General features: G+C 71.8%; 7 protein-coding genes. 2 read left to right on the forward strand and 5 right to left on the reverse strand.

Annotated elements, in window-relative coordinates:
- Positions 1 to 86 precede the first annotated feature (86 nt).
- From ACFW16_RS35330 to ACFW16_RS35345, 4 genes are all read right to left on the reverse strand, one after another.
- Positions 87 to 3,008, reverse strand: coding sequence for a [protein-PII] uridylyltransferase (locus ACFW16_RS35330; RefSeq protein ID WP_380313795.1), 2,922 nt, complete (start codon positions 3,006 to 3,008; stop codon positions 87 to 89).
- An 8-nt stretch (positions 3,009 to 3,016) separates the two neighbouring features.
- The gene (gene mutS / locus ACFW16_RS35335) at positions 3,017 to 5,644 is read right to left on the reverse strand and encodes a DNA mismatch repair protein MutS (RefSeq protein WP_380313800.1); all 2,628 of its coding nucleotides are present in this window, start codon (positions 5,642 to 5,644) and stop codon (positions 3,017 to 3,019) included.
- A 352-nt stretch (positions 5,645 to 5,996) separates the two neighbouring features.
- A complete protein-coding gene (locus ACFW16_RS35340; protein ID WP_380313796.1) occupies positions 5,997 to 6,497 on the reverse strand; it encodes a GNAT family N-acetyltransferase in 501 nt (166 codons plus the stop codon).
- 140 nt (positions 6,498 to 6,637) lie between these two features.
- Positions 6,638 to 6,799 carry a hypothetical protein gene (locus ACFW16_RS35345; RefSeq protein WP_342238333.1) on the reverse strand — a complete coding sequence of 54 codons (162 nt, stop codon included), beginning with the start codon at positions 6,797 to 6,799 and terminating at the stop codon, positions 6,638 to 6,640.
- 505 nt (positions 6,800 to 7,304) lie between these two features.
- Here ACFW16_RS35345 and ACFW16_RS35350 point away from each other — a divergent pair.
- Positions 7,305 to 9,590, forward strand: coding sequence for an NADP-dependent malic enzyme (locus tag ACFW16_RS35350; protein ID WP_380313797.1), 2,286 nt, complete (start codon positions 7,305 to 7,307; stop codon positions 9,588 to 9,590).
- Here the strand turns inward: ACFW16_RS35350 and ACFW16_RS35355 are convergent.
- Complete coding sequence (locus ACFW16_RS35355) at positions 9,587 to 10,774, reverse strand: MFS transporter (protein WP_380313798.1); 1,188 nt, start codon at positions 10,772 to 10,774, stop codon at positions 9,587 to 9,589. The genes ACFW16_RS35350 and ACFW16_RS35355 overlap by 4 nt on opposite strands.
- A gap of 144 nt (positions 10,775 to 10,918) precedes the next feature.
- Between ACFW16_RS35355 and gcvA the strand changes: the two genes are divergently transcribed.
- Entirely contained in the window at positions 10,919 to 11,821 is a 903-nt protein-coding gene (gene gcvA / locus ACFW16_RS35360) for a transcriptional regulator GcvA (RefSeq protein WP_380313799.1), read from the forward strand.
- Positions 11,822 to 12,016 lie beyond the last annotated feature (195 nt).

Below are 12,016 nucleotides of genomic sequence, written 5' to 3' on the forward strand. Positions count from 1 at the left end.
GGCAAAACCCCCTCCCCCTACCCCCCTCCCGCGGGGGGAGGGGGGACTCAAAAGGATTGATCGCCAGCAAAGGCCCAAAGCGACCCTCATGCCGCCGACCGGCCGGCGCGGCGGCGGCGTTTCGGGGCGGCCGCCAGGGGCTTGGCCACCGGGTCGGCCAGAACCTCGGCCAGGGTCTTGCGGATCTGGGCCAGCTTGGCGTCGTGCTCGACCTTCAGCCCGAACACGTCCTTGACGTAGAACACATCGACGGCGCGGGCGCCGAAGGTCGAGATCTTGGCCGAGGAGATCTGCAGGCCGAGGCCGGTCAGGGCCCGGCCGACCGCGTGCAAGAGGCCCGGCCGGTCGCGGCCGTTCAGCTCGATCACCGTGTGGGTGCGGCTGGCCTCGTTGTCGACCAGCACGCGCGGCGCGATCGACACCGAATGCAGCCGCGGATAGCTGCGGTGCCGCCGCTCCAGCTCCGCCGACATCTTCATCTCGCCGGACAGGCTGCGCTCGATCGCCACCTGCACCCGGGCCCGCTTCTCCGGCGCGTCGAAGGCGCCGCCCTCGACCGCGTCCTGGACCAGGAAGGTGTCGAGCGCCATGCCGTCGGCGAAGGTGAAGATCTTGGCCTCGACGATGGTGCCGCCGGACACGGCGATGGCCCCGGCCAGGCGCGAGAACAGGCCGGGGTGGTCGGCGGTGTGGATGGTCAGCTCGGCCACGGTGCGCTGCCGGTCGACCTGGATGTCGATCGCCAGCGCCTCGCCTTCCGCCTCGGCGCCGCGCACCAGCCGGGCGTGGCGGGCCTGGGTGGCGCCGTCGAAGGCCAGCCAGTAGGCGCGGCTGGCCTTGCCGAGATAGGCCTCGACCGCGGCGGTCGGCCAGTCCGCCAGCGCCTGGCGCAGCAGGTCCTTGGCCTGGTCGACGCGGTGCTCGACCCCGACCGCCTCATCGGCGCCGGACAGCCGCTCCTCGGCCCGGTGGTACAGCTCGGCCATCAGCGTCGCCTTCCAGGCGGTCCAGCGGCCGGGCCCGACGGCGCTGATGTCGGCCGCGGTCAGCACCAGCAGCAGGCGCAGCCGCTCCGGGCTCTCGACCGCGGCGACGAAGTCCTGCACCGTCTTGTCGTCCTCGATGTCGCGCTTGAAGGCGGTGTCGCTGAGCAAGAGGTGCCAGCGCACCAGCCACTGCGCCGTCTCGGTCTCCTCCGGCGTCAGGCCGAAGCGGGGGCCGAGCTTGCGCGCCACCCGCGCGCCCAGCACCGAATGGTCGCCGCCGCGGCCCTTGGCGATGTCGTGGCACAGGAGGGCGACGTAGAGCGCCCGGCGCGACCCGGTCTTGCGCATCACCTGGGTGGCCAGCGGCAGCGTCTCGGCGGCATCGCCGGCCTCGATCCGGTGCAGGATGCCGAGCGCGAACAGCGTGTGCTCGTCGACCGTGTAGGTGTGGTACATGTCATACTGCATCTGCGCCACCACCCGGCCGAAATCCGGGATGAAGCGGCCCAGCACGCCGGCCTCGTTCATCCGCCGCAGCGGGATCTCGGGGTCCTGCTCCGCGGTCAGGATCTCGAGGAAGATGCGGTTCGCCTCCGGGTCGTCGCGGAGGCCCGCGATCAGGTCGATGTTGCGGGTGATCAGCTTCAGCGCCGCCGGATGGATGTCGAGGTCGCGCGCCTGGGCCACCCGGAACAGCCGGATGATGTCGACCGGGTGCTCGCGGATCTGCTTCTCGCCGGCCAGGCTGATGCGGTCGCCGTCGAGCGGCAGCCCGTCGACCAGCGGCGCCGAGAATCCCAGGAAGGCCAGGCCGCGCTTCGGCCGGCGCTGGCTTTCCGCCTCCAAGGCCGCGCAGAAGATCCGGGTCAGGCTGCCGACCTCCTTGGCGACCAGGAAGTAGTGCTTCATCAGCCGCTCGACGCCCTTGGCGCCGGCATGGTCGGTATAGCCGGCGACGCGCGCCAGCTCCGGCTGCAGGTCGAAGGTCAGGCGGTCCTCGGCCCGGCCGGTCAGGTAGTGCAGGTGGCAGCGCAGGGCCAGCAGGAAGCTCTCCGACCGGCGGAAGCGCCGCGCCTCTTCCGCCGTCAGCACGCCCTTGGCGACCAGGCCGTCGACGTCGTCGACCTGGTACAGGTACTTGCCGATCCAGAACAGGGTCTGCAGGTCGCGCAGGCCGCCCTTGCCCTCCTTCACATTGGGCTCCAGCACGTAGCGGCTGTCGCCCATGCGGCGGTGGCGGCTGTCGCGCTCGGCCAGCTTGGCCTCGGTGAAGGCGGCGCCGGTGCCGGCCGCCACCTCCTCGACGAAGCGGCGGCGCAGCGTGTCGTACAGCGACGGCTCGCCCCACAGCAGCCGCGTCTCCATCAGGCTGGTGCAGATGGTGGTGTCGGTGCGGGCCAGGCGCAGGCTGTCGTCGACCGAGCGGACGGAATGGCCGACCTTCAGCCCGAGGTCCCACAGCAGGTAGAGCATGTACTCCACCACCTGCTCGACCCGCGGGTTGCGCTTGTAGGGCAGCAGGAACAGGAGATCGATGTCGGAGAAGGGCGCCAGCTCGCCCCGGCCGTAGCCGCCGACCGCGGCGACGGCGAAGCGCTCGCCCACGGTCGGGTTCGACACCGGGAACAGCCGCGACACCGTGAGCGAGGCCAGCGCCCCGATCAGCACATCCATCAGCCAGGCGGATTCGGCGACGCAGGCATCGGCCGTCCCCGCCTCCTCGACGAAGCGGCGGCGGATCACCGCGCGGCCGGTGGCCAGGGCCTCGCGCAGCGCCGCCAGGATCTCGACCCGCTGCGCCTGGGCATCGCCCTGCGTCATCGCCTCGTTCAGCCGCCGCTCCAGCGCCGCCGGGTCGACGATGTCGAGCGGCGCCTCGATCCGCTCGCCGTGCCATGTCGCGGTCGCAGCCGGCGCCGCGGCGGCCGGAACGGCGGCGGCCGCGCCGTAGGGCAGGAAGCGGCGGAGGCGACCCCGAAGGCCGGGGCGTGCGCCAGCAGGCGATGCGATCTCGTCGGGCATGATTTGTCTTAAATGAGCAAAGCCTTCAAAGCATACAACCGTTCGAGCGCTTCGCGCGGGGTCATCGCGTCGGGGTCGAGCCCGGCGAGCGCGGTCTCCAGCTCCGACGGGCCGGCCGGCGCTGTCGGGGCTGCGGCCGGCCGGGCGGCCGCGGCCGAGAACAGCGGCAGGTCGTCGACCAGCCGGGCGACGCTGCGGCCTTCCTTGCCTGCCTCCAGCGCCTCCAGCACCTCCTGCGCCCGGCCGACCACCGCGGTCGGCAGCCCGGCCAGCCGGGCGACATGGATGCCGTAGGAGCGGTCGGCGGTGCCCGGCGCGACCTCGTGCAGGAAGACGATGTCGCCCTGCCATTCCTTCACCCGCATGGTGTGGCAGGCGAGGCGGGGCAGCCGCGCCTGCAGCGCCGTCAGCTCATGGTAATGGGTGGCGAACAGGGCCCGGCAGCGCGTGGTCTCGTGCAGGTGCTCGACGCAGGCCCAGGCGATCGACAGCCCGTCGAAGGTGGCGGTGCCGCGACCGATCTCGTCGAGGATCACCAGCGCCCGCGGGCCCGCCTGGTTCAGGATCGCCGCGGTCTCCACCATCTCGACCATGAAGGTGGAATGGCCGCGGGCCAGGTCGTCGGCGGCGCCGACGCGGCTGAACAGCCGGTCGACCACGCCGATCTCGGCCTCCTCCGCCGGCACGAAGCCGCCCATCTGGGCCAGGACCGCGATCAGCGCGTTCTGGCGCAGGAAGGTCGACTTGCCGGCCATGTTCGGGCCGGTCAGCAGCCACAGCCGGCGGTCTTCCGACAGGTCGCAATCATTGCCGACGAAGGCCGCGCCTTGAGCCTCGGCCAGGGCGATCTCGACCACCGGGTGGCGGCCGCCCCTGATGCGGAAGCCGGTGCCGTCGGTCACCTTCGGCCGGCAGTAGCGGCGCTCGACCGCCAGCTCGGCCTGGCTGGCGGCGACGTCGAAGCCGGCCAAAGCGCGGACGGCGCCGGAAATCGCCTCGGCCCGGCCGCCGGCCTCGGCCACCAGGTCGGCGAACAGGCGCAGCTCCATCGCCAGCGCCTTGTCCGCCGCCTCGGCGATCGACCGCTCCAGCGTGCTGAGCTCGACCGTGGTGAAGCGCATCGCCGAGGCCATGGTCTGGCGATGGATGAAGGTGCCGGCATGCGGCGGCTGCAGCAGCTTCTCCGACTGGTTGGCCGAGACCTCGATATGATAGCCGATGACGTTGTTGTGGCGGATCCGCAGCGTCGGGATCTTCGTCTCCTCGGCATAGCGCTGCTGCAGCGCCGCGATCAGCCGGCGGGATTCGTCGCGCAGGGTGCGGACCTCGTCCAGCTCCGGCAGGTAGCCCTGGGCGATGAATCCGCCGTCGCGGATCAGGAGCGGCAGGTCCTCGGCCAGCGCCCGGGCCAGCCGGTCGACCAGCGCGTCGTGCTCGCCGAGCTCGGCCGCGGCGCGGGACAGCAGCGGCGGCAGGTCGAGGAAGCGCGGCGCGCCCAGCCTTTCGCGCAGGCGCCCGCCCTGACGCAGCGCGTCGCGGATCGCCGCCAGGTCGCGCGGGCCGCCGCGGCCGAGGCCGAGCCGGGTCAGCGCCCGCTCCGCATCCGGGCAGGCGCGCAGCAGCGCGCGCAGGTCGTCGCGCAGCCTGCCGTCCTCGACCAGCGCCTGGACGGCGTCCAGCCGCTCGGCCACCGCCTCCGGGTCGGTCAGCGGCGCCGCCAGATGCCCGGCCAGCATGCGGGCGCCGGGGCCGGTGACGGTGCAGTCGATCGCGGCCAGGAGGCTGCCGCGGCGGTCGCCCGACAGCGTCCGGGTCAGCTCCAGGTTGCGGCGGGTGGCGACGTCGATCTCCATCACCGCGCCGCGCGGCAGGCGGCGCGGCGGCGACAGCCGCGGCAGCGCCTTCTGGGTCAGCTGGATGTAGTCGACCAGGGCGCCGGCGGCCGCGACCTCGGCCCGCTCGAAATGACCATAGGAATCGAGCGTGCCGACCCGGAACAGGTCCTGCAGGCGGCGCCGGCCGTTCTCGCTGTCGAAGCGGGCGGAGGGCTGCGGTGTCAGCCGCATCTTCCATTCGCCGAGCAGCTCGAACAGCTCCGGATTCTGCAGCACCCGCTCGGGCAGCAGGATCTCGCTGGGGTCGAAGCGGGCCAGGGCCGCGGCCAGCCGGTCGGGCGCGGTCGGCTCGGTCACCAGCTCGCCGGAGGAGATGTCGACCGCGGCGATGGCGAGGGTGCCGGCGACGTCGGCCAGCGCCACCAGGTGATTCGCGGCGCGGGGCTCGAGCAGCCCGTCCTCGGTGACCGTGCCGGGGGTGACGATGCGCACCACCTCGCGCCGCACCAGGGTCTTACCGGAGCGCTTCCTCGCGTCCTCCGGGCTTTCGGTCTGGTCGCACAGCGCGACGCGGAAGCCCTGCCGGATCAGCCGGGCCAGATAGGCCTCGTGGCTGTGCGCCGGCACCCCGGCCATCGGGATGTCCTCGCCCTGGTGCTGGCCGCGCTTGGTCAAAGCGATGTCGAGCGCCGCCGCGGCCTTGACCGCGTCGTCGAAGAACATCTCGTAGAAATCGCCCATGCGGAAGAACAGCAGGCAGTCCGGATGGGCCGCCTTGGCCTCCAGATACTGCGCCATCATCGGCGTGACGGAGCTGTCGGTCGTCGCGGGGGTGCTGCTGTCGGGCAAGGCTGTCGACACGGGGATGCGGGATCGGATCGGCGAAGCGCGGACCCTAGCACGCACGCGGCGATGTCGGAACGCGGTTGCGCCGATGGCCCCGAGAGTAAATCGGGTAGAGAGACTCACCAGGGCCCTTGTTGTAATTTTCTGTCATTGCCGGGCTTGACCCGGCAATCCAGAAGATGTCGACAGCCTCTGGATGCCCGGGGCAAGCCCGGGCATGACAATATAGGTTTATATTCCTTTGTTCGATTGACTTAGCCGGCATGCCGCTTCAATCCGTTGGAGAAGGGGAAGTCGAGGCCGCCGGTCAGGCAGCCTCGACCCGGTGCAGGATTCGCTGCAGCACCAGCTCGTCGCCCAGGGTCTCGCCCGTCTCGACGAAGCCTTCGGAAGCGTAGAGCCGGCGGGCGGCGGCGTTGTCCGGCATCACGCCCAGCAGCACCCGCTCGCCGCGGGGCAGCCGGTCCATGATGGCGAGCGTCGCCCGCAGGGCGGAGCGGCCGAAGCCGCGGCCCTGGTAGCGGACGTCGATCATCAGCCGGTAGATCCAGCGATGGCCGTCCTCGGGGTCCAGCGCGTGCATGACGAAGCCGACCGGCCCGCCATGCGCGGCGTCGCAGACGCCGAGCGCCGCGCACCAGGGCGAGGTGTCGGCCTCGGCGATCGACTCCGCATTGCTGGCGACGAAGCCCGCCTGGTCCGGCGCGACCCGGAGCGAGCCGAACACGGCCCGGTCCTGCGCGGTGACCAGGGGGACAAGCCGCACCGCCGGCGCGGCCGGCTGGGGCGGCGCACGATATGCGTACATGATTATAGTCCTATCCAGCGTCGAATGCCCCGCAGCCGGGGCGGCGACATGCGGTCGCGCCCGGCCGGAGGCCGATGGGACAAGGGTCTATCGACGGGGAAAGGCGGGGCGGCGCCCGAAGGCCCCGCCCCGCTGCCGTATCAAGATCGTAACCCGACGTCCCGTTTCAGATGCTCGCTCAGCGAGTCGGTGTCGCGGGGTTTTCGGCGCGGCGTCACGAGGACGCGGCCCAGCTCCGCAAAGGCGACGACGACGAGCGACAGAGACGGACGGAAGGCACGCTTCTCGTTCGAAACGAACATGATGGTCTCCATGAGGTCTGGAGGTGGGAAGATCGTCCGGCCGGCAAGGGTCGGGCCCATGAGGGTCGGGCCCATGAGAGTCGGACGGGGCGAATCCGCCAAGCGGGATGCCGGGCGGAATGGGGTGGACAGTTGGAGGGACGATCGGATGCGGAGTCGTCGGAGGCGGCCCGTGAGGGACGTCCGGCGTGTCGGCAGCGATCAGGTCAGCGCAGGGAAAATGTCACGTCGCGAGTCGACGAAGACTGATCGTGCAGACGTTCAGGCGGCCTTGCCGCGATAAGCGAGAACGATGGTCATTGCACGATCCTCCCTGGAATTGGAGTGGAGATGAGGAATACGGGATCGCCGCTGCGCTGCGCAAGCGGCTTTTCAAGGGGTCGCGCGAAGATGGCGCGGCGTTGCACGGAAGCCACAGTCGGAAGGGCCGGGCCGCAATGGGCTTGACGGTCCCTCCCGCCGAAGGGTCCATTACTCGGCCCGCCACGCTGCGCCGCCGGACACGATGACCAAGACCTCGCTCGACGACGATGCCCTCGCCCTGCACGCCCAGGGCCGCCCCGGCAAGCTGGAGATCAGCGCCACCAAGCCGCTGACCACCCAGCGCGACCTGTCGCTGGCCTATTCCCCGGGCGTCGCCGCGCCGTGCCTGCGGATCCATGCCGATCCGGCCACCGCCTACGACTACACGGCCAAGGGCAATATCGTCGCCGTGATCTCGAACGGCACCGCGGTGCTGGGGCTGGGCGACCTCGGCGCCCTGGCCAGCAAGCCGGTGATGGAGGGCAAGGCCGTCCTGTTCAAGCGCTTCGCCGATGTCGACGGCTTCGACCTCGAGGTCGACACCCGCGACGTCGACGAGTTCGTCAACTGCGTGCGCTTCCTGGGCCCGTCCTTCGGCGGCATCAACCTCGAGGACATCAAGGCGCCGGACTGCTTCATCATCGAGGCCCGGCTGCGCGAGCTCCTGGACATCCCGGTGTTCCATGACGACCAGCACGGCACCGCGATCATCGCCGCGGCCGGGCTGATCAACGCGCTGGAGCTGACCGGCCGCAGCATCGGCGACACGCGCCTGGTGCTGAACGGCGCCGGCGCCGCCGCCATCGCCTGCGTCGAGCTGTTCAAGTCGCTGGGCGTGCCGGCGCAGAACATCATCCTGTGCGACAGCAAGGGCGTGATCTGGCAGGGCCGCACCGAGGGCATGAACCAGTGGAAGGCGGCGCATGCCGTCGACACGCCGCACCGGACCCTGGCCGACGCGGTCAAGGGCGCCGACGTCTTCATCGGCCTGTCGGTCAAGGGCGCCATGACCCAGGAGATGGTGAAGTCGATGGCCGACCGGCCGATCGTCTTCGCCCTGGCCAACCCGGACCCGGAGATCGCGCCGGACGAGGTCAAGGCGGTGCGGCCCGACGCGATCATCGCCACCGGGCGATCGGACTATCCGAACCAGATCAACAACGTGCTGGGCTTCCCCTACATCTTCCGCGGCGCGCTGGACGTCCGTGCCAGCACCATCAACGAGGCGATGAAGCTGGCCGCGGCCCATGCGCTGGCCCGGCTGGCGCGGCAGGACGTGCCGGACGAGGTCGACAGCGCCTATTCCGGCCGCCGGCTGCGCTACGGCCCCGACTACATCATCCCGGTGCCGTTCGACCCCCGGCTGATCGAGGAGATCCCGCTGGCGGTGGCCGAGGCGGCGATGGAATCGGGCGTCGCCCGCAAGCCGATCACCGATGTCGCCGCTTACCGCCAGAGCCTGCGCCGCCGCCTGGACCCGACCGCGGACAAGCTGCAGCTGATCTTCGACAAGGTGGCGTCGGCCGAGACCCGCGTGGTGTTTGCCGAGGGCGAGGAGGAGCGGACGATCCGCGCCGCCATCGCCTTCCGCGCCCAGGGCTACGGCACGCCGATCCTGATCGGCCGCGAGGAACGGGTGCGCGAGACCATGGCCCGGATCGGCCTGCCCGAGGCGACGGTGGCGGAGCTGGAGATCCACAACGCCCGGCTGTCGCGCCACAACGAGCGCTACATCGACTTCGTCTACGGCCGGCTGCAGCGCCAGGGCCTGCTGCAGCGCGACGTGGCCCGCATGGTGAACCAGGGCCGCAACATCTTCGCCGCCTGCATGGTCGCACATGGCGACGCCGACGCCATGGTCACCGGCCTGACCCGCAACTTCACCACCTGCTTCGAGGAGATCACCCGGGTCATCGACCCGTCGCCGGAGCATGTGCCCTTCGGCCTGTCGATGCTGACGGTGCGCGGCGGCACGGTCCTGATCGCCGACACGACGGTGCATGAGCGGCCGGACCCGGAGCTCCTGGTCGACATCGCCCTGCAGGCCGCGGCCAAGGCCCGGGCGCTTGGGCACGAGCCGCGCCTGGCCTTCGTCTCCTCCTCCAATTTCGGCCAGCCGATGCGCGAATTCACCCAGCGCATCCGCGACGCGGTGACGATCATGGACGCCCGGGCCAAGGCCGGCGGGGTCGATTTCGAATACGATGGCGAGATGACCGCCGAGGTGGCGCTGGACTATGCGCTGATGAAGCGGCTGTATCCCTTCGCCCGCCTGTCCGGCCCGGCCAACCTCCTGATCATGCCGGCGCTGAACGCGGCCAATATCGGCGCCAAGATGATCCAGAAGCTGGCCGGCGCCTCGCTGATCGGCCCGCTGCTGTGCGGGCTGCAGAAGCCGGCGCAGGTGGTGCAGATGGGCGCCACCGTGAACGAGATCGTCACCGCGGCGGCGCTGGCCGCCTACGACGCCCTGGCGCAGCGGCGCTAGGACGGGCGCGAGAGCCGCGGCGCCAGGGCGAAGGCGAGCGGGACGGTGGCGAGCGCCGTCGCCGCCGTCGCCGCGGTGGCCCAGACCGGGCCGACCGCGTCGCCCAGCAGGCCGTAGGCCACGGGCGACACGGCGCCGGAGCCGATGACGCCGGTGTAGAACAGGGCGAAGGCCCGTTCCACCCGGTGCGGCGGCGCCAGCTCCGGCACCGTGCCGTACAGCACCGACGACGTGCCGTTGAGCATCAGCCCCAGCACCGGCAGCAGCAGCATCGCCGGGACCAGCGGCAGGACCAGGACGGCGGCGATGCCGGCGGCGGTGCCGCCCTCGGTCAGCAGCACGGTCCGCAGCAGCCCGGCGCGGGCGCCGAGCCAGCCGCAGGCGAACTTGCCCGCGGCGCCGCCCAGGAACACCAGGGACAGGGCCAGCCCGACCATCGGCAGCGAGGCCCCCTTCGCCTGCAGCAGGAACGGCAGGAAGGTGAGCAGGCCCATGCGCACCCCGGTGTCGAGCATGCCGATGGCGAACAGGAGGCCGAAGCCGCCGCGGCCCCGGCCGGCGGGCTCTTGCCGGGCCGGGCCAGCATCCGGCCGGCCGATCGGCGGCAGCCACAGCGCCACCGCGGCGGCGACGGCCAGCCCGAGCCCGGCGAGGAGCCAGAGCGCCGGCCGCCAGGGCATGAGGACGAGCAGCCCCGAGGTCAGCGCGGGAATCGCCGCCTTGCCGAGGTCGCCGGTGAAGTTGTAGGTGCCGAGCGGCCCGCGCGCCGCGCCGCCATAGGCGCGCGACACGGCGGCCGAGGCGATCGGGTGCTGGGTGGCGGACCCGGCGCCGGAGATCGCCAGCGCCACGCCGAGGCCGACGAGCCCGCCGGACCAGCCCGCCAGGGCATAGCCCAGGCCGGCGACGGCGGTGCCGAGGGCGAGGACGGCGCGGCCGCCGATCCGCTCGGCCAGCCGGGTGGCCGGCACCTGGAGCACGGCCATCGCCCCGGCATAGAGCCCGCGCAGCAGCGCCAGGGCGCCGTAGCCCAGGGCGAATTCAGCCTGCCAGACCGGGAGCAGGACATAGATCAGGTCGGTGTAGCCGTCATGCAGGGCATGCGCCACGCCGGCGACGGCGAGCGTCCGCGCGGCGCGGCCGGACGGGGCGGGATTGCGGATTGCCTGGTCAGGAAAACTCACGGAGCGCAACGGCATCTCCCTACGAGGCCGGCGGCCTCGGTGCGTCGGGTGTGAGAAAGGGCTCACGAGAGAAGATGTGACGCTTCCATGACGGCGGCAAACGAGTAATGCTGCGCCATCGTGTCAATAAATCTCACCAGGAACATGTCCACCGGCCGTCGCCGCCTGCCGCCGCTGAACGCCCTCCGCGCCTTCGAGGCCGCGGCCCGGCACGGCAGCTTCCGCGATGCCGCGGCGGAGCTCGGGGTCACCCATGGGGCGATCAGCCGGCATGTCCGCCTGCTGGAGGACTGGCTGGGGCCGCCCGGCCTGTTCCGGCGGCTCAACCGGCGCGTCGTCCTGACCCCGACCGGCGCCGCGCTGCTCGCCGACACCGGCGCGGCGCTGGACCGCCTCGCCGCCGCCGCGGAGCGGCACCGGGCCCGCCGCGGCGCGCCGGCCCCGGCGGTGCTGCGGGTCAACGCGCTGGCCACCTTCAGCCTGCGCTGGCTGCTGCCGCGCCTGGCCGGATTCCGCGACCGCCATCCCGAGATCGAGGTCCGTCTCACCACCTCGAACGAGCCGGTCGACGCCCTGCGCGAGCCCTATGACGTGGTGATCCGCGGCGGCCCGGACACCTTCTACGGCTTCACCGCGCGGCAGTTCCTGACCGAGCGGCGGCTGCCGGCCTGCAGCCCGGCCCTGCTGGACCGGCTGCCGCTGGCTGAGGTCCCGGACCTGCGGCATCACACGCTGCTGCACGCCTCCAGCCTGCCCAGGGTCTGGGCCGACTGGCTCGCGGCCGCGGGGGCGCCCGGGCTGGACCCGGCGGCCTCCCTGACCTTCGATCACTTCTATCTGACGCTGCAGGCGGCGCTGGACGGCCTCGGCGTCGCCATGGGGCCTTCGGCGCTGATCGCCGCCGATGTCGCGGCGGGGCGCCTGGTCACGCCCTTTCCGGATGTCGGCCTGCCGAGCCGCGCCTATCATGCCTACCGGCCGGAGCCGCAGGCCGGCGATCCCGCCGCCGAGGCCTTCTGCGCCTGGCTGGAGGAGGCGGGGCTCTAGCCCGGATATCTCACACCCCCTGCGTCCTGCGTCGTCTTGCGGCGAGTCGGATGCGGGGGCGGGACGCGAAAAGCGTATAGGGACATACGGTTGAGCGGCCCGCGCCCGCAGGCGGCCGCCGCAAGACGACCCTTCGGGGCGGGTTTATATTGCGCAACGGTGGGTGGGAAGGCGTTGCCGAATGCGGAGGATAGC

Origin of the sequence: Inquilinus sp. NPDC058860 (assembly GCF_042743185.1) — a bacterium.
In the GTDB taxonomy this organism is placed as follows: Bacteria; Pseudomonadota; Alphaproteobacteria; order DSM-16000; family Inquilinaceae; genus Inquilinus.

What these genes read in the sequence shown, in the direction of transcription:
- gcvA (WP_380313799.1), top strand. Translation starts at nt 10,919, where the DNA reads ATGTCCACCGGCCGTCGCCGCCTGCCGCCGCTGAACGCCCTCCGCGCC.
- ACFW16_RS35330 (WP_380313795.1), bottom strand. Translation starts at nt 3,008, where the DNA reads ATGCCCGACGAGATCGCATCGCCTGCTGGCGCACGCCCCGGCCTTCGG.
- ACFW16_RS35350 (WP_380313797.1), top strand. Translation starts at nt 7,305, where the DNA reads ATGACCAAGACCTCGCTCGACGACGATGCCCTCGCCCTGCACGCCCAG.
- ACFW16_RS35345 (WP_342238333.1), bottom strand. Translation starts at nt 6,799, where the DNA reads ATGTTCGTTTCGAACGAGAAGCGTGCCTTCCGTCCGTCTCTGTCGCTC.
- ACFW16_RS35340 (WP_380313796.1), bottom strand. Translation starts at nt 6,497, where the DNA reads ATGTACGCATATCGTGCGCCGCCCCAGCCGGCCGCGCCGGCGGTGCGG.
- mutS (WP_380313800.1), bottom strand. Translation starts at nt 5,644, where the DNA reads ATGATGGCGCAGTATCTGGAGGCCAAGGCGGCCCATCCGGACTGCCTG.